At 70.9% G+C, this 25371-nt stretch carries 17 protein-coding genes and 1 tRNA gene; 11 read left to right on the forward strand and 7 right to left on the reverse strand.

All coding sequences use genetic code 11. The annotated features are described in order from the left end of the window. The first annotated feature begins 20 nt into the window (after window positions 1-20). On the forward strand, window positions 21-1001 hold the full coding sequence (locus tag QQM67_RS21805) for a YihY/virulence factor BrkB family protein (protein ID WP_314175709.1): 981 nt from the start codon (window positions 21-23) through the stop codon (window positions 999-1001). Between the two features lie 443 nt (window positions 1002-1444). After that, a complete protein-coding gene (locus QQM67_RS21810) occupies window positions 1445-1867 on the forward strand; it encodes a hypothetical protein (RefSeq protein WP_314175710.1) in 423 nt (140 codons plus the stop codon). Window positions 1868-1941: 74 nt separating this feature from the next. Here the strand turns inward: QQM67_RS21810 and QQM67_RS21815 are convergent, their stop codons facing one another. Next, window positions 1942-5475 (reverse strand): nSTAND1 domain-containing NTPase, encoded by a 3534-nt coding sequence (locus QQM67_RS21815; RefSeq protein WP_399067331.1) that lies wholly within the window; start codon window positions 5473-5475, stop codon window positions 1942-1944. 596 nt (window positions 5476-6071) lie between these two features. On the opposite strand from QQM67_RS21815, the gene QQM67_RS21820 reads away from it, so the two are divergent. The 3 genes from QQM67_RS21820 (at window position 6072) to QQM67_RS21830 (ending at window position 9462) form a co-directional block, all read left to right on the forward strand. Then, window positions 6072-6509 carry a hypothetical protein gene (locus tag QQM67_RS21820; RefSeq protein WP_314175712.1) on the forward strand — a complete coding sequence of 146 codons (438 nt, stop codon included), beginning with the start codon at window positions 6072-6074 and terminating at the stop codon, window positions 6507-6509. Between the two features lie 275 nt (window positions 6510-6784). Next, window positions 6785-7303: a hypothetical protein gene (locus tag QQM67_RS21825; protein WP_314175713.1), complete on the forward strand. Its 519-nt coding sequence runs from the start codon at window positions 6785-6787 to the stop codon at window positions 7301-7303. Beyond that, complete coding sequence (locus QQM67_RS21830; RefSeq protein WP_314175714.1) at window positions 7300-9462, forward strand: M48 family metalloprotease; 2163 nt, start codon at window positions 7300-7302, stop codon at window positions 9460-9462. Before QQM67_RS21825 ends, QQM67_RS21830 begins: the two co-directional genes overlap by 4 nt. 35 nt (window positions 9463-9497) lie before the next feature. On the opposite strand, the gene QQM67_RS21835 is transcribed toward QQM67_RS21830, so the two are convergent. Continuing rightward, window positions 9498-10637, reverse strand: coding sequence for a phosphotransferase (locus QQM67_RS21835; protein WP_314175715.1), 1140 nt, complete (start codon window positions 10635-10637; stop codon window positions 9498-9500). A gap of 229 nt (window positions 10638-10866) precedes the next feature. Next, entirely contained in the window at window positions 10867-12360 is a 1494-nt protein-coding gene (locus QQM67_RS21840) for an FG-GAP repeat protein (RefSeq protein ID WP_314175716.1), read from the reverse strand. Between the two features lie 288 nt (window positions 12361-12648). Between QQM67_RS21840 and sph the strand changes: the two genes are divergently transcribed. Beyond that, window positions 12649-13683: a sphingomyelin phosphodiesterase gene (gene sph, locus QQM67_RS21845; protein WP_314175717.1), complete on the forward strand. Its 1035-nt coding sequence runs from the start codon at window positions 12649-12651 to the stop codon at window positions 13681-13683. Window positions 13684-13808: 125 nt separating this feature from the next. Here sph and QQM67_RS21850 read toward each other — a convergent pair whose 3' ends face one another. Then, window positions 13809-14975: an ABC transporter permease gene (locus QQM67_RS21850; RefSeq protein WP_314175718.1), complete on the reverse strand. Its 1167-nt coding sequence runs from the start codon at window positions 14973-14975 to the stop codon at window positions 13809-13811. Between the two features lie 160 nt (window positions 14976-15135). Here QQM67_RS21850 and hrpA point away from each other — a divergent pair, with 160 nt between their 5' ends. The 3 genes from hrpA to QQM67_RS21865 all read left to right on the forward strand — a co-directional run bounded on the left by hrpA (window position 15136) and on the right by QQM67_RS21865 (window position 20019). Further along, on the forward strand, window positions 15136-19242 hold the full coding sequence (hrpA, locus tag QQM67_RS21855) for an ATP-dependent RNA helicase HrpA (protein ID WP_314175719.1): 4107 nt from the start codon (window positions 15136-15138) through the stop codon (window positions 19240-19242). Between the two features lie 145 nt (window positions 19243-19387). Continuing rightward, window positions 19388-19462 (forward strand) — tRNA-Asp (locus QQM67_RS21860). Between the two features lie 356 nt (window positions 19463-19818). After that, entirely contained in the window at window positions 19819-20019 is a 201-nt protein-coding gene (locus tag QQM67_RS21865; RefSeq protein WP_314175720.1) for a DUF6274 family protein, read from the forward strand. A gap of 546 nt (window positions 20020-20565) precedes the next feature. Here the strand turns inward: QQM67_RS21865 and bldC are convergent. Both bldC and QQM67_RS21875 read right to left on the reverse strand, forming a co-directional pair. Continuing rightward, window positions 20566-20772 carry a developmental transcriptional regulator BldC gene (bldC, locus tag QQM67_RS21870; RefSeq protein WP_027749187.1) on the reverse strand — a complete coding sequence of 69 codons (207 nt, stop codon included), beginning with the start codon at window positions 20770-20772 and terminating at the stop codon, window positions 20566-20568. A 538-nt stretch (window positions 20773-21310) separates the two neighbouring features. Further along, window positions 21311-22186 (reverse strand): hypothetical protein, encoded by an 876-nt coding sequence (locus QQM67_RS21875; RefSeq protein ID WP_314175721.1) that lies wholly within the window; start codon window positions 22184-22186, stop codon window positions 21311-21313. 260 nt (window positions 22187-22446) lie between these two features. Here QQM67_RS21875 and QQM67_RS21880 point away from each other — a divergent pair, with 260 nt between their 5' ends. Together QQM67_RS21880 and QQM67_RS21885 are read left to right on the forward strand one after the other, a co-directional pair. Beyond that, window positions 22447-23568, forward strand: coding sequence for a Leu/Phe/Val dehydrogenase (locus QQM67_RS21880; RefSeq protein ID WP_314176174.1), 1122 nt, complete (start codon window positions 22447-22449; stop codon window positions 23566-23568). 315 nt (window positions 23569-23883) lie between these two features. After that, window positions 23884-24135: a DUF3073 domain-containing protein gene (locus QQM67_RS21885; RefSeq protein ID WP_314175722.1), complete on the forward strand. Its 252-nt coding sequence runs from the start codon at window positions 23884-23886 to the stop codon at window positions 24133-24135. A gap of 120 nt (window positions 24136-24255) precedes the next feature. On the opposite strand, the gene purM is transcribed toward QQM67_RS21885, so the two are convergent. Next, entirely contained in the window at window positions 24256-25335 is a 1080-nt protein-coding gene (gene purM, locus QQM67_RS21890; protein ID WP_314175723.1) for a phosphoribosylformylglycinamidine cyclo-ligase, read from the reverse strand. Window positions 25336-25371: the final 36 nt, after the last annotated feature.

Genomic DNA, 25371 nt, shown 5'->3' on the forward strand with positions numbered 1-25371 from the left:
CCGAGTCCCGGTCGGCGTCTGTGAGCCACCTCGATGAAAAGCGCACCGGCCGGCAGCCCGAGGGCCCTGCCCATCCCAGGAAGGCGGGACTGGGGCAGACGCTCAAGCGCACGCTCAGCGAGTTCAAGGAAGACAATCTCTCCGACTCAGCAGCGGCCCTTACCTACTACGGGGTGCTCTCGATCTTCCCCGCGCTCATCGCGCTGCTCTCCCTCGTCGGTCTGATCGTGAGCCCCAAGAAGATCATCAGCACCGCCACGGACCTGGTCAGCTCGATCGGGCCCGCCTCCGCGGTGAACACCCTCAAGGGGCCGATCAGCAGCCTGGCGGCGAGCAAGGAAACAGCCGGGGTGCTGCTTGTCGTCGGTGTCGCCGCAGCCTTGTGGACGGCGTCAGGTTACGTCGGTGCGTTCATGCGGGCCTCGAACGTGATCTACGAGGTGGAGGAAGGGCGGCCCGTCTTCAAGCTCCGCCCGCTGCAGATGCTCGTCACGCTCCTTCTCGTTCTGCTTCAGGCCGTCGTGCTGATCACTCTGGTGGTCAGCGGACCGCTGGCCACGAAGGTCGGATCGGCCATCGGGGCCGGAGACTCCGCAGTGACAGCCTGGAACTTCGCGAAGTGGCCGGTTCTGCTGCTGGTCGTCGTGCTCATGTTCTGCGTGCTGTACTACGCCTCTCCCAACGCCCGGCTGTCCGGCCTGAAGTCGGTCGTTCCAGGCGCGCTGCTGGCGCTGGCCATCTGGCTCGTCGCATCCGTCGGGTTCGCCGCCTACGTCGCCAACTTCAGCTCGTACAACAGGACTTACGGAGCCTTGGCCGGGGTGATCGTGTTCCTGGTGTGGCTGTGGATCACGAACCTGGCCATCCTTCTGGGCGCGGAGTTCAACGCGGAGCGCGAACGGAGCCGCCAGATCGCGGCCGGGACCCGCGGCGCCGAACGCGAACTCCAGCTCGATGAGCGCTCCAAGCCCAAGCGGAAGAAGCGCTCACGCACCGCATGATCGGCTGATGCGTGAGTGCCGACGACCGGGCCGCCATCGGCAACAACCAGCGAAGTACAGCAACCTCAGTGACCATCACCGCTCGTCTCCAGACGGAAACGCCTCAACTCCGCCTCGAATGACCGCCGTCGACCGACCTTGCTTCAGCTTGCAGACAGAAGGCCTGACCGGGAGCGGTCTGGGGGATCTGCTGTCAGAGCGTGCCGTCTTGACGGAGACGTCGCCCTCAGACATACGCCTCTAGCGCGACATGGCGGGCCTCACCGCGACGGAGCGGATTGTTTTCCGTGCGGAACGGGGCTGCGCAACAACTCCGCGATCAGCAGCCTTGAGGATGACGGGGTCTGAAGGGGGCGACCACGGGGATCAGGTGCCGTCACGAGAGAACGGAAGGTCCCGGCCCCTGACGGATGATGACGGCTGATCAACAGCAGGAGGCTCCATTGCGATCACATGGCTCGGTCCTCGTGGCGGCACTGGCGGCGAGTGCCGTGGTGGCGGTCTCGGCGCCAAGTGCGGTCGCCAGTACGGCAAGTGCCGGTCCGGACAGCAGCGCACAGGCGGCCGCGGGGACGCGTCCTCTGGGGACATGCGAGATCGGCGGCCACATCTGCGGCGAGGTCCACAACCGCGACGACCGGTACGGCCTCCTGATCACCGACCAGTGGGGAAGGCAGCACGACTCGTCGACGTGGAGCGTGCTCAAGCCCGGTCAGGACGGCCCCGACGTGGGCGTGAGGGACGTCGACGGGTACTGGGTCGGCCGCGGGTGCAAGGTCAGGCCGTCCGGGGAGGCGTCCGTCGGGCCGGGTTGGCACAAGGTGACGAACATTCAGAACATCCAGATCGCCGACATCACCTGCTGACCGGACGCCGTGCCTGGCCGGGTCGGGGGATCGGCCAGGCACGGAGCCTGCTCGCGAGGGTGTGACGGGTGCGATCACACCCTCGGGCAGGTCTCCCGATACGGCACGCCGGGCACGTACTGCCGCCACTCCCCATGTGTGAGGTTGCGGCCCACGGACGCACAGAACTGGGCCGAGGCGTACCCGGCGTCGACGTCCCACAGCTTGACGGAGCTGTCGTCCCCGCCGGTGGCCAGAGTGCGGCCGTCCGGGCTGAAGGACACCGACCGCACCTGCTTGGTGTGCCCCGTCAGCGTGGCCAGCGGCCTGCGCCGGTCGACGTCCCAGAGCACGACCGACTTGTTCGCGGTCGCGGTGGCGACGACACGGCCGTCGGGGCTGAACGCCATGGCCCGCGCGGGCCCGGCGTTGCCGGCGAGCGTCCCCGCACGGCGGCGCCCGTCCACGTCCCACAGAGTCACGGCCTGTTCGATCCCGGCCGTTGCCAGCGTGCGGCCGTCCGGGCTGAAGGCGACGGCCCGGAGGTGCCCGCCGCCGCCGGAAAGGGTCGCCAGGCGGGTACGCCGGGCCACGTTCCACAGGACGGCCTTCCCGCTCTGACCGGCGGTGGCCAGGGTGCGGCCGTCCGGGCTGAAGGCCACGCTGTTGACGGCGCCTTCCGCCTCGCCGGGCGCCGCGGTGAGCGTCGCCACGCGGGTGCGCCGGACGGCGTCCCACAGCCCGACCTTGCCGTCCTCCCCGGCGGTCGCGACGGTGCGCCCGTCAGGGCTGTAAGCGACATCCAGGACTCGGCCGGCATGCCCAGTACGTCTGACGGGCGGGCCATGGCCCTTGGCGTCCCAGAAGGACAGGGCCTGGTTGCCTTCGCTGCGCCCCGTCGTGCCGCTCGCCGTGACCAAGGTGCGGCCCTTCGGGCTGAACGCCACGGCGTGGGCGAACCCCGCTCCCCCCTTGAGCGTGGCCCGAAGTGTGCGGCGGGCCGGGTCCCACAACGCCACCGTACGGTCGGAGCCCGCGGTGGCCAGAGTGCGGCCGTCCGGACTGAACTGGACGTCGTTCACCCGCTGTTCGTGGCTGGAGAGCGGAATGCGCGCCGTGTCCCACAGCGCGACCTTGCCGTCCTCACCGGCCGAGGCGAGAAGCGAGCCGCGCGGTCCGAAGGCAAGTGTGTAGATCTGGGTCGTCTGGCCGGTGAGCTTGGTCAGCCGTCTTCCGTTCGCAGCGTCCCAGAGCATCACCGACTTGTCGGCTCCGCCCGTTGCCAAGACCCGCCCGTCAGGGCTGAACGCCACCGCCTTGACCTGCCCCTTGTGACCGGAGAGCGTGGCCACACTCTTGCGGCGCCGGACATCCCACAGCCTCGCGGTCCCGTCATTGCTCGCCGTGGCCAGAGTGCGGCCGTCGGGACTGAACGCGACGCCTTCCACGGACGCGTCGTGGCCCGTGAGCTTTGCGACCGGGTCACCGCTTCCGGTGTCCCACAGCCGCACCGTACGGTCCGAACTCACGGTGGCCAGCGTGCGCCCGTCCGGGCTGAACGCCACCGCCCATACGGGGCCGGTGTGTCCGGAGAGCTTGAGCTTTTCCGAGCGGTCCTCCACGTCCCACAGCCGCACCGTGCGATCGGTGCCGACGCTGGCCGCGGTCCGGCCGTCGGGGCTGAACGCGATGCCCTTGATCTGGCCTTTGTGGCCGGTGAGGGCCGCCGTGATCTTCCGCTTCGCCACGTCCCAGAGCACCAGTCGCCCGTCGTTGCCTCCCGTGGCCAGCGTGCGCCCGTCCGGGGTGAAGGCCACCGCCCGCAGCCAGGTGTCGTGGCTCTTGAGCGTGGCCACGCGCCGGCGCCGGTCGCCGTCCCACAGCACGACCGTCCGGTCGCGGCTGACGGTGGCGAGGGTGCCGTCCCGGCTGAAGGCCGCCTCCGACACGGCCTCGCCGTGACCGGCCAGTTCGGCCCGGTACTGCTGGTTCGCCGAGACGGTCAGCAGGGCGCTGCGTGCCTCGAACGTCGGCGCGGCCCGGAAGGCCTCCACGCTCACCAGCATCGCCGCGGCCGGACGGGACTCCACCAGCCCCAGTGCCTCGGCGGCCAACTGCCGTGACAGGGACACCTGTTGAGCATGTACGGCCTCCTCCCGCAGCTGGAGGGCGACCACGCTCACGCCGGTGACCACAAGCAGCAGCAGCGCCAGGCCGGACGCGAGGAGGCGCAGGCGTCGGTTGCGCCGTACGGCAGCGGCCCGCTCACCGTCCTCCAGGCCGATGCTCGCGTCGACGAACGCGCCTTCCACCGCGTTGAGTTGGTTCCGTACGCCGTCGCGGGCGAGCGCCTCGCGCAGAACCGCCAGCCGGGAACCCCGGTACAACGCGCCGGAATCGCGCTCCAGTTCCTCCCATGCCGTGGCGGCTTCCGCGAGGCGCCGGTGCACCCCCAGCCACTCCCGGTCCTCCTCGACCCAGGCGCGCAGCCGCGGCCATGCCGTGATCAGCGCTTCGTGCGCCAGGTCGACGCTCTCCTCGTCCAGGATGATCAGCCTGGCGCGGGCCAGGCGCTCCAGGACGTGATCGAGGTCCTCGGACGGGGCGAGGGTGTCCAGTTCGGCACGGGCGACGGGGCGGCGGGTGTCCTGAGCCCCCTCACCGGGGGTGATCAGCCTGAGCAGCACGCGGCGGGCGAACTCGGCGTGCTGCGGCGACAGTTGGGCGTAGGCGTCCTCGGCGGTGCGTGCGATGGCGCCGTGCAGCCCGCCTGCCGCGTCGTAGGCGGTCTCCGTGAGGGCTCGGCCCCGGCGCCGCCGCCACGTCTCCAGCAACACGTGGGAGAGCAGGGGCAGTCCGCCCGGCTCGTCGGCGACCTCCTCGACGAGCCGTGAGGTCAGCGCACGCTCGACGATCAACCCCGCCGCCGCGGCGGGCTTCACGATCGCCTCCCGCAACTCGGCCGGACCCATCGGGCCGAGCAGGAGCGTCGCACCCCGCAGTGCGTCCAGCAGGCCTCGATGCTCGGCACAACGGCCGAAGAAGTCCGCCCGTACCGCCATCACCACGCGCAGCCGGCTACCCGGTTCCTGTGCCGCCAGCAGCAGGTCGATGAACGCCGTACGCTCCCCTGGGTCCGTGCACAGCGTGAAGGTCTCCTCGAACTGGTCCACCACCAGCACCGTTTCACCCTCGGACTCGGCCGGCTCGAACCGGTCGGCGTGGGTACGGGCCGGGTGCGCGCCGGGAGTGAAGATCCGGATGGCCGCGGGCCTCACGGCCTCGGCTTCCGTCGGGCCGGAAGCCTGGGACGGGGAGGCCGGGTCCTGCAGGGCCGGGATCAGACCGGCGCGCAGCAGCGAGGACTTGCCGCTGCCGGAAGCGCCCACGACCGCTGCGATCCGGCCGCCCCGCACCAGTTCGAGCAGTTCGGCGACCGGCGCGTCACGGCCGAAGAACCGGTCACGGTCACCTGGCTCGAACCGGGCCAGCCCCTGATACGGCGACGCGGTGTCGTCGGTGCCGTCGGCCTGCGCCAGCGTCGCCTCTTCGTCGGCCTGACGCCAACGGTCTCTCCACTCCTCCACGTCCCCGCCGCACGCCCGTACGTAGGCCAACGTGACTGCCAAGGAGGGCAGTTGCTCACCGGACGCGGCTCTGGACAAGGTCGAGACGGTGTAGCGCGTTCGCTGGGCCAGCGCCCGGTAAGTGGTCCCGCCGGCCTCCTGGCGCAGCTTTCGTAACTCCAGCGCGAACCGCTGTACCGGGCCCGCGCCGGGATCCAGCGGAGCCTCAGGTCGACCCACCGCGATGCCCCTCCCCCCGTGTCGGAAGCACGCGGCGGGCAGCCTACGCAGCCGCGAAAGACTCGAGCAAACAAAGCCCCCCGAGACGTATCGCCATTCGGCCACCTCCATCACCTGCGAAAGCACGGTTTGTTGCAGGCCGCCCACCGGGGCTGCGCAACAAGTCGGCGAGACGCAAAAGTCGATGTCGCGACGCACGCCGACTGCATTCGTGAGCCGGCGACCGCGTCGCATCCGGCCGCTGAACGTCCGCCGACGCGAGAAGCACGAGACCGGCGGGGGCACCGAACCGAAAGCAGAATGCGGCGGCGTGCCCCCGAGAAGCGTCAGGACGATCAATGGCACGGAATCCGTGTGCAATTCCGGGCAGTGCGATCGACTTCGCGCCGTCCGCACCTATCAGGGGGAGGAACCTCATCGTGAACATCCGCAAGCGCACGGCCCTGCTGGCCGCGACAGCCATCCTCGGCGGTGGCCTCGCCACCGCCGCTCCCGCCGCCGCCTCGGCACAGGCGGGCTGGACGGCCCACACCGCCGCCTCCGACGTCGGCGGCGTCCACGCCTCGGGAAACATCTACAAGCGGGGCGATGACCGGGTACAGCTCACGGGCACTCTCAAGGACACCAAGACGGACGGCAAGCTGGCGATCCTCCAGATCTCCGCGAAATACGCAGACGGCGGCAGCCGCTACGAGTACGACGTGACCGGCAAGTCCAAGCAGCTCGGCTCGGCGGGCGGATACAACTTCGCCTCGGCGGTCCGCAGCATCAAGGTCCAGGAGTGCCGCGGGCACAAGACGGGCTCGGGCCGGCTCGTACTCGACAAGTGCGGGCGCGGCTGGCACGCGATCTGGTGATCCGGGCACAGGTGGTCTTGCGCCTCGTAGCCTCCATCGCGTGAGCGCTGTTCCGTGAAGCCACCGCGGCGGTCTCTGCTTCCGCCCATGCGCGGGAGCAGAGACCGCCGTTTCGAGCGTCTTCGGCGTCCGGTACGCGGCGTGGCCACCGCCGTCCCGGCGCCCGGGTCGGGAGCCGCTCTCGTGCCCGGGGCAGGGCCCGGAGGCGTACGGCGGTTCGGCCAAGTGCCCGGCGTCTACGATGAGTTGCACTGCGACCAGGGGAGGCGCGGAGCGTGGACAGTGAGGGTGACGAGCAGGCTCTGGCGCTCGCCCGGCACCTCGTCGGGCGGTTCGCCCCCGAGGAGCTGGAGCTCTTCGAGGAGACGGCCGCCAGCACGTCCGGGCGGTCCGCGCGACGGGGAAGGCGGCGCGACGACCCGCTGGGCTTCGGCGTCGTCGAGGCCGGTGCCGTGCTGTTCACCAGCGTCGCGTGCGGGGTCGCCACCGAGGTCGTGAAGAACTTGGCCCAGGAGACCGGGGAGGCGACCGCCGGCCGGCTGAGGAGATGGTTCCGGTCCCGTAGGCGGCGACCGGCAGGCCGGTCCGATGAGCTGCCGGACGCCGGCGCGAGGGCCGGTACGGAGGTGGGTTCGGGGCGCCGCACCGAGCCGCCGGATCCTCGTACGCTTCGGGAGATCCGGGAACTGACGGTCCGACGGGCCGTACTGCTGGGGCTGCCGCCGGAGCGGGCCGAACTGCTGGCGGACTCCGTCACCGAGTACCTCACGGGTCCGGCCGCGCCGTCCTCATGACGGCGGTGTCGCCGGGAGCCTCGCCGGACGGTCCGGGGAGGACGGCGGAGGCGACGTCGTCAACGGGGCGGACGGCGCTGCCGTTGCTGCTGCCGTCGGCGACGCTGGGCGCCTTCGTGCTCCTCATCGTCTCCGTGCTGTCCTTCACGGTGGTGCACCACCCGGCGTTCTACAGCCTCCTGACCGGGCACGTGCACGGTTCCATCGGCTCGGGCAACGACTGCATGCGGCGGGCGATCGCGGAGGCCGGGGGCACGGACGCCGCCGTGCGGCTGTGGACGAGCGGCCGCCACGTGCCCGGCGGCACCGCGTGCGCGCGCTCGAACGGCTATCACGACCAGACCGCGGCCGCCCTGCTCGCCTTCGGGGTGCTGGCCGTCGTGACCGGACTGCACTACTGGTTCCGTTCTACGTGGCGTGCGCGGCGGCGCGGGGTCGTGCCCGTCACCCCGGAGCGGTTCCCCGGCCTGCACGGCGAACTGGAGCGGCTGTCCCGGGAGACGGTGCCGGGCACATCCGTACGCTGGGTCGTCGACCTGCTCGAACCCGCCGTGACCGGCGTCGCCTTCGGCCGGGTGCGCCGGCGCCACCTGCTGCTCAGCCGCGGGGCGCTGGGGCTGCGGACGCGGGACCCCGAGGCGTTCCGCGCCCTGGTACTGCACGAACTGGCCCACCTGCGCAACCGGGACCTCGACCTCACCCTCGTCGCACTGGGCTTCACGCGCGCGTATCTGGCGCTCGTGTGGGCGCCGTACGTATTCGCAGCCCTCGTGTTCCTCGTCTTCGGCGTGGAGTGGCGGCTCAACCTGGCCGTGGCCGGCCAAATGCTCGGCATGGCGGGGCTGTTGGCCGTGGCGCGCGCCACGGTGCTGCGTACGCGCGAATACCAGGCGGACGCCCGCGTGGCGGTGTGGCAGGGGAGCGCCGCACCCCTGACACGGCTGTTCGCGGCGGCCACCGCCGGCCCAAGCTCCCGGTCCTGGTGGGGACGGGTGCGGGCCCTCGCGTTCACCCATCCCGATCCGCGGCTGCGCGCCGCCGCGCTGGAGGACCCGGCGCCGGTCATGGAGCCGGGCGCGGGCCTGTCCTTCCTCCTCGGGGTGTGCCTGGTGCTCGCGTGGGACCCGAGAACGTCGCCCGCCGCGCGTATGGGCGTCGGACGGGTGGTCGACTTCTGGCCGCCCGAGCCGTTCACCGTCGTGCTGGTCGTCGTCCTGTGTCTGGCGGTGCTCCGGGCCGCCGTATACGCCGCGGCGACCGGGAGCCCTGTGCGGCTGCCCGCGCTCCGGACCGGGCTGACCGCCGGTGTCGTCGCGGGCACCGTGCTGTCGCCGAGCCTCGTGGTCACGCCCATGCTGCTGCCGGGCGTGGGGACGGGTGTCGAGGCGGCGAGCACGGCGGTGCTCGCGGGCGTGGTGCTGCTGTTCGTCGTGTGGCTGGAGTTCCTGTGCTCCTGCTGGGCCGTGGCCGTCGTCGCGGCCCGGCACCGCTGGAGGCCTGCCGCCTTCCCGGTGTCCGCGGCCGTGTGTGTCGCACTCGCCTGCGCTCCGGGGCTGTTCGGGCTGCACGGACAGGCCCTGTTCGACGTGCACGTCGCGTCCGATCCGCTGCGCGGCCTTCCGGCTCCGCTGTTCGTCGTGGCGGAGGCGTCGGCGACGGCGGTCCTCGACTTCCTGAGCCGTCCGCTGTGGCTGGTCACGGGCGCGGCGCTCCTGCTGCTGCCGGCCGGACTCGGCGTGTGGCTCGTCCGCCGGATCGGGGGTGTGGTGCCCCGGGTGCCGGACCGCGCCTGGGGCCGGGGGCGGGCGTATGCGACCGGCGTGGTGGGCTTCGTGGTCGTCCTCGTCACCTCCGACTTGTACGTCGAGCTGTACGGGGGCGTGCCCGTGAGCCTCCTCTCGCCGGGGCCCACGCTGGCCGCCGCGTGCGCCGGCACGAGCGCGTGTGTGGCGGTACGGGCGGCACGCGGCCCTGTGCTGTCCGGGATGACCGGCGCGGCGCTCTGCGCCGTGGGGGTGGGGCTGTTCATGGCCGACGAGTTCCGGTCCGCGCGCCAGATCGTCTTCTGGGGCGCGTACGGACTTCAGACCGCGCTCGCCGCGGCGCTGCTCGTACGGGTGGTGAGACGCGCGGCCCGGCGGCGAGCGGCGGGAACCTGAGACCGGCCCGTCCTCGCCCCGGACAGGCCCGCTCCTCAGCGACGCGGCGTATACGGCGGAACCCCGGCCGAGCCGGTCAACTCCCGGTCCGCGTCCGGCCATCGGCGACGGAGAACACCCGCCGCACGACGCACCCAACCCGCCAAATGCGGAAGGGCACGGTGGAACTCCGCCGTCCGGGCAGCCGATTCGAGCGTGCCGACGAGCTGGGCGCGGCTGTCGTCGCCTGGAGTACGGGCGTCCAGGAGGGAGAACCTGCGCAGACGCAGGAGGGCCCATGACATGCAGGCCGCCGCCAGCCCGAAGCCGTACCGGCGGTCGTCCTCGGCCTCGGGGATCCCGCGCGCCAGCGCGGTGCGGTAGTGGACGTCGAGGCCGGCGTCGGCCGGGTCGCCCACCGACATCCATGCCGGGCCGGGGACATGGAGGCAGACGGCGTCGGTCAAGGCGTGCCCGTACGCGGCGGATTCGAAGTCGATGAGCCGCGCGTCCGCTGGGCCGGACTCGTGTACGAGGACGTTGTTGGCCTCCGGGTCCCCGTTGCTGAGGGAGAGGAACGGCCCCGGTTCGGTCAACTCGTCGATCACGGACGAGAGTTCGGCTGCGGCCCGGCCGCCGACCGGCGGCACCGGCGGCGGCGCGGGGCGGAACTCCCCTCCGCGGAGGCCGCCGAGGCCGCCGAGGTCTGCCGTCCGCTCAACTCCCGGACGGGCAGGGGCGATGCCCGCACGGCGCGCGTCGTACGTACGGACGTGCCCGGCGGTGGCCGCGCCGAGTTCGCCGAGGGCGCGGGCGAACGCGGCGAGCCGGCCGCTGTGCGCCGCCGCGCCGTCGCGGCGCAGGAGCCCGGCCAACGGCACGCGGGGCGCGAGGTCTTCCAGGACGGCGTACCCGGCGGCCAGGTCCTCGGCGACGACGGCCGGGCCGAGGCCGAGGCGGAGGTCGTCCGAGAGGAACCGGAGCGCGGCCACCTCCGTGGACAGCCGCCATCCGTCGGTGCGGGTCCGGGACCGGCCGGAACGCGTCCACTTGACGATGACGGTCGGGTGGGCGGCGTCGCCCCCGAGCCGCAGCCGCGCCACCGCCCACGGCTCCAGCCGTTCCCAGCCCTCGACCGTCACGGGTGCCGACCAGCGGTCGGCGAGGAGAGCCCGCACGGAGGCAGGACGGGGCATGGCTGGCCGGAGCTTCCCGGCCTCCGCGCCCTCGTCCGTCCTCCGGGCGGCCCGTGCCCCCCGTCGCCGCTTCACTCGCCGGCCCCGTTCCTCAGACGCCGCCGCCCCTGCCGTGCCGCCGACCAGCGGCACGGCACGTCAGCACCACGCGTCAACTCCGCCCCTCAGTACGGCCCCTGAGTACGCCGTACTGATACGGCCCCTCAATACGCCGAATCAGTACGGCGCATCAGTACGGCTCGTACAGGTAGATCCTGTTCTCGCCCGCGAAGGAGCTGCCGAACCCCGCGCCCGCCGCCGGGATGTCCAGGTCGACAGGGTTGAAGGCCAGCGAGCCGGTCGCGGTGAGGCCGCTCGACGTGCCACGCAGCGACCAGACGGCGCCCGTCTTGTTCTCCTCCGGCGCGGAGACGGCGAGTTCGGCCTTGGCGTCGTTCGTGACGTCGAGCAGACGCACTGCTCCGCCGAAGCGGTCGCCGGCCTCGGCCACGCCCGGTATCCCGGAGGTGTCCTGGTGGAACGCCTGGGCACCGGTGCCGCTGAGCCCGCCGGACCGGCCCTTGAGCAGCACGGCCGCACCGGCGGCGGACTTGGTGCCGACGGCTTCGAAGGGCACACCGGCGACGAGGTCCGCGTAGCCGTCTCCGGTGACGTCGCCCGCGTCGAGCCGGGCGCCGAACTGGTCGCCCTTCTCGCTCGTGCCCGGCACACCGGCGGTGTTCTGGGTGATCGTCGTGGTGCGGGTGGCGCTGGGACCGTCGGCGGTGCCGTAGTAGATCTTCACGGTGCCGGGGTCGTAGGGCAGGTCCTCCGTGATGCCGCCGGGGACCGTACGGGTCGCCAGGTCGCCCTTGCCGTCCTTGTCGAAGTCGCCTACGACGGCGGTCGACGCGGAGCTCAGCTGCTTCGCCTCCGTGGCGAGGCCCGAGTCGGTGCCCTGCCAGAACTTGCCGCCCTCCGAGTGGTTTTCGTACGTGTAGAAGGTGGCCAGGTCGTCGATGCCGTCGCCCGTCATGTCGCCCGCGGCGACGGTCTCGATGCCGTTGTCGGTGGTGAACATGTCGATCTGCTGCTCGTCCGCCGCGTGGCCGTCTCGCGTGAACGGGCCGGAGAGCACGGAGCGCATCTCCCAGTCGTCGCCGTGCTCCAGGAAGAGGTCGGAGTCGCCGTCGCCGTCGAAGTCGCCTCCGGTCAGATCACCGCCCACCTGCCAGCCGCTGGAACCGGCCGGGGCCTCGATCGTCGCGGCGCCCTGACCGCCGATCGCACCCGCATCGCCCGAACCGCCCCAGAGCACGGTCACCATGCCGTAGCTGTTCGTGGCGGCGATCTGCTCCGCGGACGACTGCACGGCGAGGTCGGTCAGGCCGTCTCCGTCGAGGTCGCGGGCGACGAGCTTGTCTCCGAAGCGGTCGCCGGCTTCGGCCACGCCCGGGACGCCTGCGGTGTTCTGGCTGATGTACGTGCTGGTGCCGGGCTTCAGTCCCGACGCCGAGCCGTATGTGACGACGACATAGCCCGCCCTGGCCTGACCGGCGATGGTGGCGTCGGGCGCCGACGTGGCCACGTCCTGGAATCCGTCCCCGTTGAAGTCCTCCCGTACGGAAGCCGACTTCGCCGCCGTCCCCCCAGCGGACTCCGCCCCGCCGGCCGCCGACGCCGAGCCCCCGGTGAGAGCGACGGCTAGGCCCGCGACAGCGGCGCATAGCGTACGAACGCGCATTTACCCCTCCAAGTCCCCCCATGCGCCCGTTGGCGCTGGTACGCCAGTGAGACTCGTGAGCGAGATGAAAAGTTGTGCACGCGTTCATTCGGTGTCAACCGGCCCGAACGGCACGGCCTGCCGGCGCGGGCCGCCCCGCATTCGCCGGCCCAACCACCGCCCGCGCACGGCGACTTCGCGCCTCAGGGCCCCCGCGACCGATTCGGCGCGCGAGGACGGTTACGGAAAGCAAGCTTGCTTGCTTGGATATGCGTCGTACGGATCCCTCACCCCCCACGGGAGACGAACATGCCATCCTCAGCGTCCGCGCCCTCACCGGCCTCACCCCGCGCCCCCCGAAGAGCGCGCCGCCTCAAGGGACTTGCCGCGGCCACCGTCCTCGCCGCCTCGGCCCTCTTCGCGAGCGGCTCCTCCGCCACCGCGTCCCCGGCGGGGTCCGGGGCGGCGGCCGAAGCCCCGAGCCTGAAGGTGCTCACGTACAACACGTTCCTCTTCAACAAGCTCATCTATCCGAACTGGGGCCAGGACCACCGCGGGGACGCGATCCCCGACGCGGAGTTCTTCCAGGGCAACGACGTGGTCGTACTTCAGGAGGCGTTCGAGAACTCCGTCTCCGACAAGCTCCAGGAGAAGGCCGCGAGCCAGTACCCGCACCAGACGCCCGTGCTCGGCAGGAGCAAGGACGGCTGGGACGCGACCGGCGGCTCGTGGTCCGACATCGCACCCGAGGACGGCGGCGTCACGATCCTCAGCAAGTGGCCCATCGTCCACAAGGAACAGTTCGTCTACGACCACGGCTGCGGCGCCGACTACCTGTCCAATAAGGGCTTCGTCTACGCCGTACTGGACGTCGGCGGCACCAAGGTGCACATCGTCGGCACGCACGTGCAGGCGGGCGACTCGGCGTGCGGTGACGGCGAAGCGCGGAAGATCCGCGCCGAGCAGTTCCGCGCGATCGACTCCTTCCTCGACGAGAAGAAGATCCCCGCGGACGAAGAGGTCATGGTCGCGGGCGACTTCAACACCGACTCCCGCGGCGACGAGTACCCGGCCATGCTCGCCAACGCGGATCTCGCGCCCGCGGACGCCCGTACCGGACACCCGTACTCCTCGGACCACCAGGAGAACTCGATCGCCAAGGGCCGGAACCCCGACGGCGGACGCTCCGACCTCGACTACGTGCTGCACCGCAACGGCCATGCACGCCCGGCCGGTTGGCAGAACGAGGTCGTCAAGGAGAAGTGCGCCCCCTGGGAGACGTCCGAGGGCACGTTCACGAACCTCTCCGACCACTACCCGGTGATCGGCGGGCCCGCCTCGTAGTCCCGAGCAGGGAAGAGACCCCCGGCCCACCCGGCCCGTACGTACGGCGAGTGCACGAGCGAATCAGCGCGCGAGCGAGCCGCGGGAGAGCAGCAAGGGAGCCGGGGGCTCCTCACCCGCAGCCGTCAGGACGCGGGCACCGTGCCCTGGCGGCTTTTGCGGAAGTCGACGCCGAGGAAGACCCCGGCACTCACCGCCGCCCAGACCGCGAGCACGACGTACGGCAGCGCATGCTGGTTGTGCGCGAAGTACACCGCTGTGTGCTGGGCGTTGACGGAGGCCCCCGGAGGGAGCCAGCGGCCGACGGCGCCCAGTGCGGACGGCAGGAGCGGCCACGACACGGCCCCGCCGGAGGACGGGTTGCCGAGCAGGACCATCACGAGCCAGGTGGGGATCATCGCCCAGCGCCCGATGAGGGCGTTGAACATCAGGAAGACCATGCCCGACGTGAATATGGTCAGCGCGAGGATCAACCACGAGTGCACGAACGGCAGTTGCACCGCATCGAGGAACCAGCCCACCATCGCCGCGATGACGAAGCCGCCGAGCAGCGCGTATGCGGCGATGAAGGCCATGCGGTGCAGCGGGGCGAGGCCGGGCACGTTGACGGAGAGCTGGATCGCGCCGAGGAACCCGATGATGTCGGCGGCGAGGGTCATGTAGAAGATCGTCAGCCCCCGCGGGTCTCCCTTCCCGAGCGGCTTCAGATCCTTGACGGTCACCCGCAGGCCCAGCTTCTGCCCCACCTTCGGCGCCGCCTGCCGGAGCACCTCGGCCACCGAGGCCCCGGCGGCACTGGCGAGGTTCAACTGGACGCCGCCGCGGGCGGTCGGCCGCAGCACGGCGAAGACCCTCTGCTCCTCCACGGCCTCCCTCGCCTGCGCGAACGTACGGTAGCGCTGCACCTCGAGCGATGATCCGAGCCCCTTCTCCAGTCCGCCGATGAAGGCGCGGGCGCGGTGCTCGCCCCCGGCGTCGCTCACGAGGGCAGCCGGGATGTTGCGGGGCGTGGGGTCGGCCATGGCGTACGTGTACGAGCCGGCGAAGAGCCCTGCCGCCGCGGCGACGATGAGCGCCAGCACCGTCGCCGGGAAGAACGGCGTGTGCGTGAAGACCCGCCATCCGCCGCGCAGCCCGTGCGGCGGGTGCTGCACACACCGCGCACCGTGGGGCCCGGGAGACCCGGTCCGGCCGGGCTGACCGGGCTGATCGGGCTGATCGGGCTGTTGCGTCCGGTCGGGCTGGTCCGGAGACTCGGGCTGCTCGCGAGGCTGCTCGGGCTCGTCGCTCATGCGCGCCACCCTAGGTGTGTTTTGTCCGTGTATGCGCGCTTCCTGAGTCTTTCCGGCCTCATGTGCTTCATCTGCTTCCCGGGCGCCGGCCGCCCCGCGGTGCGTACGGCGGGGAATCCGTTGGCCGGTGGATTCAGTGAAGTGCGATCCTGGAGCCCGTATGCCGACTTCCACGTCCCCTTCCCCGTCCTTCGACGCGCTCGGCGCGCGCCTTCCCGAGCTGATGCTGCGCGACCGCACGCGGCTCGGGCGCCGCCTCGACGGCGCACGCAGGATCCGCAAGCCCGAGGCGCGCGCCGCCGTGCTCGCGGAGATCTCCGCGGCCATGGACGACTCCGAGCTGAGGGTGGCGGCGCGCCGCGAGTCGCTGCCGTCCATCTCGTATCCGCAGCAGCTGCCGGTCAGCCGGAAGAAGGACGAGATCCTGGAGGCGATACGGGACCACCAGGTCGTGATCGTCGCGGGCGAGACGGGCTCCGGCAAGACGACGCAGATCCCGAAGATCTGCATGGAGCTGGGCCGCGGCATCCACGGCGTCATCGGCCACACCCAGCCGCGCCGCCTCGCGGCCCGTACGGTCGCGGAGCGCGTCGCAGACGAGCTGAAGTCGCCGCTGGGCGAGGCGGTCGGCTGGAAGGTCCGCTTCACCGACCAAGTGGGGGAGAACACCCTGGTCAAGCTGATGACGGACGGCATCCTGCTCGCCGAGATCCAGCAGGACCGCGAGCTGCGCCAGTACGACACGATCATCATCGACGAGGCGCACGAGCGAAGCCTCAACATCGACTTCCTGCTCGGCTATCTCGCCCAGCTGCTGCCCAGACGCCCCGAGTTGAAGGTCGTCATCACCTCGGCGACGATCGACCCGGAGCGCTTCTCACGGCACTTCGGCGACGCGCCGATCGTCGAGGTCAGCGGCCGTACGTATCCGGTGGAAGTGCGCTACAGGCCGCTCCTCGAAGCAGACTCCGAAGAGAAGGACCGCGACCAGACGACGGCGATCTGCGACGCGGTGGACGAGCTCCAGGCCGAGGGCCCGGGCGACATCCTCGTCTTCCTCTCCGGTGAGCGCGAGATCCGGGACACGGCTGACGCGCTGGAGAAACGCCTCGTACGGGCCGGCACAGCCGCCGTGGCCGCCACCGAGATCCTCCCGCTGTACGCCCGCCTCTCGCACGGCGAGCAGCACCGCGTCTTCCAGAGCCACTCGGGCCGCCGGGTCGTCCTTGCCACGAACGTCGCGGAGACCTCCCTCACCGTCCCGGGCATCAAGTACGTCGTGGACCCGGGCACCGCCCGCATCTCGCGCTACAGCCACCGCACCAAGGTCCAGCGGCTGCCCATCGAGCCCGTCAGCCAGGCGAGCGCCAACCAGCGCAAGGGCCGCTGCGGCCGTACGTCCGACGGCATCTGCATCCGGCTCTACTCGGAGGACGACTTCCTCGCGCGCCCCGAGTTCACCGACGCCGAGATCCTTCGTACGAACCTCGCGTCCGTCATCCTCCAGATGACCGCGGCCGGCCTCGGCGACATCGAGAAGTTCCCCTTCATCGATCCGCCGGACCACCGCAGCATCAAGGCCGGCGTCCAACTCCTGGAGGAGCTCCACGCGTTCAGCACCTCCGGCAGCTCCGGCCCGACGGCGAAGACGAAGGGGAAGGCGAAGGGGAAGGAGGCGGACGGCAGGACCCGCCTCACCGCCACCGGCCGCAAACTCGCGCAGCTCCCCGTCGACCCCCGGCTGGCCCGCATGGTGCTGGAGGCGGAGCGGAACGGGTGCGTACGCGAGGTGATGGTGATCGTCGCCGCCCTGTCCATCCAGGACCCCCGCGAACGCCCGTCGGACAAGCAGCAGCAGGCCGATCAGCAGCACGCCCGTTTCCGCGAGGAGGGCAGCGACTTCCTCGCCCTCCTCAACCTGTGGCGTTACGTGCGCGAGCGGCAGAAGGAGCTGTCCTCCTCGGCGTTCCGCCGCATGTGCAAGGCGGAGTTCCTCAACTACCTGCGTATACGCGAGTGGCAGGACATCTACGCGCAGCTGCGCCAGGTCGCCAAGGCGATGGGCATCATGCCGGCCCCGTCCTCGCGGGAGGCCTCCGCCGACGCGGTGCACCAGTCGCTGCTGGCCGGCCTCCTCTCCCACGTCGGTCTCAAGGACACCGAGAAGAACGAGTATCTGGGCGCGCGCAACGCCAAGTTCGCGGTCTTCCCCGGCTCCTCGCTCTTCAGGAAGCAGCCGCGCTGGCTGATGTCCGCCGAGCTGGTGGAGACGTCGCGGCTGTGGGCCCGCGTCAACGCCAAGATCGAGCCGGAGTGGATCGAGCCGCTCGCCGAGCACCTGGTCAAGCGCACGTACAGCGAGCCGCACTGGGAGCAGAAGCAGGCGTCAGTGGTCGCGTACGAACGCGTGACGCTGTACGGCGTTCCGCTCGTCGCCCAGCGCAAGGTGAACTACGGGCGCATCGACCCCGAGACCTCCCGCGATCTGTTCATCCGGCACGCCCTGGTCGAGGGCGACTGGCGTACGGACCACCGTTTCTTCCATGACAATCGCAAACTCCTCGACGAGGTCGAGGAGCTGGAACACCGCGCGCGCCGCCGCGACATCCTCGTGGACGACGAGACGCTGTACGAGTTCTACGACGAGCGCGTCCCCGAACACGTCGTCTCCGGCGCCCACTTCGACTCCTGGTGGAAGAAGCAGCGCCGCGACGACCCCGACCTGCTCAACTTCGAGAAGTCGATGCTCATCAACGAGCAGGCGGAGGAGATCAGCCGCAGCGACTACCCGGACGTGTGGCAGCAGGGGCAGCTCACGCTGCGGGTCACCTACCAGTTCGAGCCCGGCACGGACGCGGACGGCGTGACCGTCCACGTGCCATTGCAGGTCCTCAACCAGATCGCGCCCGCGGAGGGCTTCGACTGGCAGATCCCGGGCCTGCGCCACAGCCTCGTCACCGAGCTGATCCGCTCGCTGCCCAAGGCCGTCCGGCGGCACTACGTACCGGCGCCGGACTTCGCCTCGCGCTTCCTGCGTACCGCCGCACCCGGGCCCGAGCCGCTGACCACCGTGCTCGCCCGCGAACTGCGGGGCATGGTCGGAGTGCCCTTCGAGGCGGGCGACTTCGACCTCTCGAAGGTCCCCGACCACCTCAAGATCACCTTCCGTGTGACGGACGAACGCCGCCGCACGCTCGCCGAGTCCAAGGATCTGGAAGAGCTCCAGCACCGGCTGCGGGACAAGACGCAGGCCGCCATCGCCCGTGCCTTCGAGTCGTCCGAGCGAGCCCAGCGGAAGAAGGCGGGGGAGCGGCCCGCCGATGCGGCGGGCGCCGCCGCGTCGTCGCCGGCTGCGGGCCCGGCCGCCGGCTCCGAGGACACGACTCCCGCGCTCTCCTCCCGTACGGGCCTGACCGACTGGACTCTCGGCTCCCTCCCCCGCGTCTTCGAGACCAGGCGGGGCGGCCAGCCCGTGAAGGCCTATCCGGCGCTGGTCGACGACGGCGACTCGGTCTCCGTTCGTCTCTTCGACACGGAGGCCGAGCAGCAGCAGGCCATGTGGCGCGGCACGCGTCGGCTGATTCTGCTCAACATCCCTTCCGACCCGGCCAAGTTCGCCGCGTCGAAGCTGTCCAACCCGCAGAAGCTCGCGCTCTCCCGCTCCCCGCACGGCAGCGTGCAGGCCCTCTTCGAGGACTGCGTGACGGCAGCCGCAGACCGCCTCGTCGCGGCGCACGGCGGCCCCGCGTGGGACGAGGAGCCCTTCCGCAAGCTCTTCGACGCCGTACGCACGGACCTGGTCGACGTCACGCTGAAGACGGTCAAGCAGGTGCAGGAAGTGCTCGCCGCCTGGCACTCCTGCGAGCAGCGGCTGCGCGGCGTCACGAGCCCGGCCCTCGCCGAGTCGGCCGAGGACGTACGGCAGCAGCTGGCCGCGCTCGTCTGCCCCGGCTTCGTCACGCGCCACGGCGCGGCACGCCTCTCCGATCTGCTGCGCTATCTCGTCGCCGCGGACCGCCGCCTCCAGCAGATGCCGAACAACGCGGAGCGCGACCGCACCCGGATGGCCAAGGTCAAGGAGATGCAGGACGAATACCTGTGGCTGCTCGAGCAGTTCCCCCCCGGGCGGCCCGTGCCGCAGGCGGCTCTGGACATCCGCTGGATGATCGAGGAGCTCCGCGTCAGCTACTTCGCCCACGCGCTGGGCACCGCCTACCCGGTCTCGGACAAGCGCATCGTGAAGGCGGTGGACGCGGCGGCACCGTGAGCGCGCGCCCGTTGCATGAGGGCCGCGTGGGGCAGTTGCGAAGCGAGTGCGGAGTGACGAAGGCGTCGCACAACGTGAGTTCGCGCCGCTTACCGGGCTCCTGTAGAGTCTCGTTCCGCGCCCGCCCGCCGGGCGTTCGTCGCGAGGTCCTGTGGAGCAGTTTGGAGTGCTCGCCACCCTGTCAAGGTGGAGGCCGCGGGTTCAAATCCCGTCAGGACCGCAGAAGATCAGAAGCAGAGGCCCGGAAGAAGCACCAGCCGGGTGAGCAGCCCGTCCCCGCTCTGGGGGCGGGCTTTCCGCTGTCGTACGGCCCGTTCCGTACAGCCCTGCCGTTTCACCCCCTGTCGTACGGCCCCGGACTGCTCCGCCGCCGTACCGGCTGAAGGCCCCTGAGCGGCGTCCTGACGGCTCGGGGCCAGACGCGGGCCTGACACAGCGTCAGGGAACCGTCCGGGCCCTCTCAGGCGCTCTCAGGCGCTCTCAGCACCTTCGGCCGGATGCGTCCCCTGCCGTCCCGGTACGCCTTGACGCCAAACCGTCCCGTCGGTACTTCTCGTATTGGGAGGTGGGGCATCAATGGGGACAACTCCGCGTGGCCCTCGGCGGCATGAGACGCGGGCGCTCCTGAGGGCGCACCTGGCGGCCGCCACCCGCTACCGGCATGTGACCCGCCACTGTCCCGTCTGCCACAGGCTGCTGCGCCTGGCGATGGAGCACGCGGCGGACGAGCCCGCGGAGCGGACCGAGGGACAGCGGCGCGTCTCTGCGTCCAACTAGTCAACACCGGTTCCGGATAAGGGCGTTCGGTGATGAGCTGTGAAGCCGGTGGCACCCGGCTGACGAGCGGAACTCCTGTACCCCAGAATGAGCGTTCTCCACAACCGGCAGCAGATGTGACGGGAGTCACCGATTCGGTTCCGGATGTGGCGGAACTTACGCCCTTCTCACCACGCGCCAATTTAATATGTGCAATTGCACTACGCCCCCTTGCCCTCTGGCGCGGCCTGCAGGAGACGTAGGGACACCCCCAACTCCCCCGCCACGGGCCCCAGTCGGGCACCGGCCGGCCCAGGCCGCTCACCCGGCACACTCGCTCCGCACACCCACTCCGCATGCCCGGATGCGCAAGCCCTCGACCAGTCCGGACACGGCCAGTCCGAACACGGCAGGCCCTGACACAAAAAGATCGCGCCGGACCCGGCGGAGTCCAGCGCGATCAACGATCAAGCGCCGTTGGGGACAGCGACCTGATGTCTGTTGCCTTGGGCGCCGATCCGGAGTGAGGGCCCCGAATGCGCCCGGATATGCAGTTATTTCGCCTGATCAAACCTCGCTGCGCTGCTGCGGGATGCCCGCCAGCAGTGCGCGCACCTCCGCCTCGCGGTAGCGGCGATGACCACCGAGCGTGCGGATCGACGTGAGCTTGCCGGCTTTTGCCCAGCGTGTGACCGTCTTCGGGTCCACGCGGAACATCGTGGCAACCTCAGCCGGGGTCAACAGCGGCTCGGCATCAGGGGTGCGAGCGGTCATGAGCGGCCTCCTCGAAGGAACCGAACCATACGGTTCTTTCCTAAAATTCTGCACCTTGGCCCGCGTTGCCCGATATGGACGTACGCGAGCCGAGTCGGTTATAGGACGAACGGCTTGTCCTCGGCACTACAACTACACCATCTGTCCAGCCACGTCGGCCAAACCGATGGAATTGCCCTCTGAGGTGTTGAACCTCGACGGAAGCCGATGGACCGCCCCATAGCGGACAGTCACCCCGCCGTGACGATCAGTCACAGGGTGACCAAGCAGCACCAGCCCCACCAAGGTGGGCAATACCGATCTTTCCGACCATAGTTGGATGGATGGAGCCCCCGTCGAACTCCTTGTCCTATTTTGACACGAGGGACGGCTCTGAGAGCAAGGCCCCGGAAAGTGCTGTCCGTCACGCTTGAGGCTTTGGCCCCTTTCGGGACCTTGGTCCTGGAGGTCCGTGACGCGCAAACCCCGTAGGCCCCCGTCCGCGTTCAGTTCACGAACACAACCACGAACGTGAACCCCACGGACCGAACCCGCGTAGTCAGTTGGCGAACTGTAGTTCTCTCACAGCCCGCCAGCGGTCCGTGAGCCGCTCGTAGGCGACGCCGGCCCGCTCCCCGTCCCCTGCGCGCAGTGCCGCGATGCCCTCCGCCACATCGGCGGCGGAATCGTCGTCGGCAAGCTGCTCCTCAGGGATCGCGTGCGCCAGACCGCCGTAGTCCAGTTCGACGAGAGACCGCGGATGGAATTCCTCCAGCCATCTGCCCACGTCGACCAGGCCGTCGACGAGCGGCCCCTCCTCCAACTCCTCGCGGAGAACCTTCAGACCGCGGGCGAGACGGCGCCTCGCCTGGACCATCGGGGTGCGATAGCGGAGGACGAACTGCTGAACGCTCTCCTCACCCGTTCCGGGCTTCGCAAACTCTTTCTCTTCCGAAGAAAAAAGAACGAACCAGCGCACGGGCACGTGCCACAGCGCCGTACGGATCCACGGGCGGGCGTCGGGATTGCGCGTCAACCAGCGCTCATAGTCCGCGGCGGCCTGCCGGCGCACGACGGGCGGCACCGCCGCGTCGAGCACCGTCTGCGGCATCGCCACCTCCTGTTCGCCGGCCGCCTGCGACAGCGCCGCAAGCGCCTGCCAGCCGCGCAGCCTGGTCCGCCACGGGCAGACGCAGACGACGCCGTCCACCTCGGCCACGAAGGCGTCCGCGCTCTCGCGCACGGGTACGGCCACGGGCGGCACGGGCAGCAGATCGGCCAGCGAGCGCCGCAACTCGTCCTGTGCGGTGGGCACCCGGTCGCGCTTGGCATACCGCACCCAGTGCGCGCGCTCCGGTTCCGGAAACGCGGCCAGCGGCTCGTACACCCGCAGATACGCCGCGTACGGAACGATGACCGACGCCTGCTGACCCACGCGTTTTCCTCCAGAGTTCCGACAAGTCCCCGATGCGGCCGCGCCCTGCCGGGCGTGCCCCGAAGGACAGTTGACTACCACCGATCGTGGCACCGCAACGATGCGGCCGCGCGCAGGTCGTACCCTGCTGTCGACCGGCCCTCCCCGCCGCTCCGCGCCACAAGCACGGACGGCGACGACGAGGGCGTACAACCGCGACATCAGGAGTCACCACCGTGGCTGACGTACGTCCCTCCCCGCAGCACTCGACGGCGCCCACCATCAGCGCCGACGGAGCGAGCGGCACAGGGATTCTGCGGACCCTCTTCCGGTCCGAGCAGGGCGGACACGAGCAAGTCGTGCTGTGCCAGGACCGCGCGAGCGGCCTGAAGGCAGTGATCGCCCTCCACTCCACCGCCCTCGGCCCGGGCCTGGGCGGCACGAGGTTCCACCCCTACGCCGGGGAGGAGCAGCCCGAGGAGGCCGCGCTGCTGGACGCGCTGAACCTCTCGCGGGGCATGTCCTACAAGAACGCGATGGCGGGCCTCCCGCACGGCGGCGGCAAGGCCGTGATCATCGGCGACCCGGAGAAGACCAAGACGGAGGAACTGCTCCTCGCGTACGGGCGCTTCGTCGCATCGCTGGGCGGCCGCTACGTCACGGCCTGCGACGTCGGTACGTACGTGCAGGACATGGACGTCGTCGCCCGCGAGTGCCCCTGGACGACCGGCCGCTCGCCCGAGCAGGGCGGCGCCGGCGACTCCTCCGTGCTCACGGCCTTCGGCGTCTTCCAGGGCATGCGCGCGAGCGCGCAGCACCTGTGGGGAGAACCGACCCTCCGCGGCCGTACGGTCGGCATCGCCGGAGTCGGCAAGGTCGGCCACCACCTCGTGGAGCACCTGCTGGAGGACGGCGCGCGCGTGGTGGTCACGGACGTGCGGCCCGAGGCCGTCGAGCGCGTACGCGCCGCGCGCCCGGAGGTCGAGGCGGTCGCGGACACCGCGGCGCTGGTGGGGTTCGAGGGCCTGGACGTCTACGCTCCCTGTGCCCTGGGCGGCGCCCTCGACGACCGGACCGTCCCGGCACTGACGGCCAAGGCGGTGTGCGGAGCGGCCAACAACCAGCTGGCGCACCCCGGTGTGGAGAAGGACCTCGCCGACCGCGGGATCCTCTACGCGCCGGACTACGTCGTGAACGCGGGCGGCGTGATCCAAGTCGCGGACGAGCTCCTGGGCTTCGACTTCGCACGTGCCAAAGCAAAGGCTGCAAAGATCTTCGACACCACGCTCTCGATCTTCGAGCGTGCGGCGACGGACGGCGTACCGCCGGCGGCCGCCGCGGACCGCATCGCCGAGATGCGGATGGCCGGCGGATCCGGCGCCGCGGACGGCGAGGACGGCTAGGCCGGAGACGGAGGGTCGACGACGGCCGGGTCAACGGGCAGGAAACACACGGCTGATCCGGTCGGGCCCCTTCCGCGGGACCCCTCGGCGGGTCGACACTCGGACGCACGGTAAAATGAGAGCTGACCAGCGAAGAGAGAGCCACCGCCGGCGCCTGCCGGCGGTCGTGTCGTGCGGGCGGCGTACCGTACGGCCGCGGAAGCAGGTACCGTTGGAGCCCTACGGGCCGGTCTCTCCTTCGAGGGTCCGCTCTGAATTGTGAACGCGTGTCAAGACTCTGGGGCCGTCGAGCCCCGTCGTTGAGGGGGTCGAGCCATGGGGCGCGGCCGGGCCAAGGCCAAGCAGACGAAGGTCGCCCGCCAGCTGAAGTACAACAGCGGTGGGACTGACCTGACGCGCCTGGCTGAGGAGCTGGGCGCATCGACGTCGAGCGAGCCGCCGAACGGCGACCGCTTCGAGGACGATGAGCGTGACGACGACCCGTACGCACAGTACGCGGACGTGTACAACGACGAGGAGGACGAAGGCGAGTCCTCCGATTCTTCGGCGCACCGGCGCCGGGGCTGACGTCCACAGATCCCTGCCCGGTCCGGCGCAAGCCGGACCGGGTTCTGTGCTGTTCCAGGGCCCTGCGGCAGGCCTGGCATCTGCGGCACCGTCCGCCCGCGTCGGGCGCGGGTGCGCGGATCAGCGCGCATAGTCCCCGGTGAGCGTCACGGGCTCGCCGCCCGCCGCGCGCTCGGTGATCTCCCCCGCGACCCAGGCGTCCACTCCCCGGTCGGCGAGGGTGGCGAGGGCCGCGTCGGCCGACTCCTCCGGCACGACGGCGACCATGCCGACGCCCATGTTCAGCGCGCTCTCCAGTTCGGGGCGCGCGACGTCGCCGGCCCGCCCGACCAGGTCGAAGACCGCCCCGGGCGCCCACGTCCCGCGGTCGACGCGTGCGTGCAGCTCCTCCGGTACCACGCGCGCGAGGTTGCCGGCGAGCCCGCCGCCGGTGATGTGCGAGAAGGCGTGCACCTCTGTCGTACGGGTCAGGGCGAGGCAGTCCAGGGAGTAGATCCTGGTGGGCTCCAGCAGCTCCTCGCCGAGAGTGCGGCCGAACTCCGGCACGTCCCTCTCCAGGGCCCAGCCGGCGCGCTCGAAGAGCACGTGCCTCACCAGCGAGTACCCGTTCGAGTGAAGACCGGAGGATGCCATCGCGATCACGGCGTCCCCCGTACGGATGCGATCCGGGCCCAGCACGGCGTCGGCCTCGACGACGCCCGTACCGGCGCCCGCGACGTCGTACTCGTCGGGGCCGAGCAGGCCCGGGTGCTCGGCGGTCTCGCCGCCGACGAGGGCGCAGCCCGCGAGCACGCAGCCCTCGGCGATGCCCTTGACGATCTGGGCGACGCGCTCCGGGACGACCTTGCCGACGCAGACGTAGTCGGTCATGAAGAGGGGCTCGGCGCCGCAGACCACCAGGTCGTCGACGACCATCGCCACCAGGTCGTGGCCGATGGTGTCGTGCCGGTCCATGCGCTGCGCGACGGCGACCTTGGTGCCGACTCCGTCGGTGGCCGAGGCCAGCAGGGGCCGCTCGTACCGCTTGAGCGCGGAGGCGTCGAAGAGCCCGGCGAAGCCGCCGAGCGCGCCGACCGACTCGGGGCGCCGGGCCTTCCTCACCCACTCCTTCATGAGCTGGACGGCGCGGTCGCCCGCCTCGATGTCGACGCCGGCGGCCGCGTAGGTCGCGCCGGAGGATTCAGCAGGCTCGGCAGGCATGGCGTCGGCTCTCTCGGATCGTCGGGCGGGCATGCG

This window comes from Streptomyces winkii (assembly GCF_032248595.1).
GTDB lineage: Bacteria > Actinomycetota > Actinomycetes > Streptomycetales > Streptomycetaceae > Streptomyces > Streptomyces winkii.

Coding starts and splice junctions, on each gene's coding strand:
- QQM67_RS21830 (WP_314175714.1), top strand. CDS start 7,300: ATGACGGCGGTGTCGCCGGGAGCCTCGCCGGACGGTCCGGGGAGGACG.
- QQM67_RS21835 (WP_314175715.1), bottom strand. CDS start 10,637: ATGCCCCGTCCTGCCTCCGTGCGGGCTCTCCTCGCCGACCGCTGGTCG.
- QQM67_RS21840 (WP_314175716.1), bottom strand. CDS start 12,360: ATGCGCGTTCGTACGCTATGCGCCGCTGTCGCGGGCCTAGCCGTCGCT.
- sph (WP_314175717.1), top strand. CDS start 12,649: ATGCCATCCTCAGCGTCCGCGCCCTCACCGGCCTCACCCCGCGCCCCC.
- QQM67_RS21850 (WP_314175718.1), bottom strand. CDS start 14,975: ATGAGCGACGAGCCCGAGCAGCCTCGCGAGCAGCCCGAGTCTCCGGAC.
- hrpA (WP_314175719.1), top strand. CDS start 15,136: ATGCCGACTTCCACGTCCCCTTCCCCGTCCTTCGACGCGCTCGGCGCG.
- QQM67_RS21865 (WP_314175720.1), top strand. CDS start 19,819: ATGGGGACAACTCCGCGTGGCCCTCGGCGGCATGAGACGCGGGCGCTC.
- bldC (WP_027749187.1), bottom strand. CDS start 20,772: ATGACCGCTCGCACCCCTGATGCCGAGCCGCTGTTGACCCCGGCTGAG.
- QQM67_RS21885 (WP_314175722.1), top strand. CDS start 23,884: ATGGGGCGCGGCCGGGCCAAGGCCAAGCAGACGAAGGTCGCCCGCCAG.
- purM (WP_314175723.1), bottom strand. CDS start 25,335: ATGCCTGCCGAGCCTGCTGAATCCTCCGGCGCGACCTACGCGGCCGCC.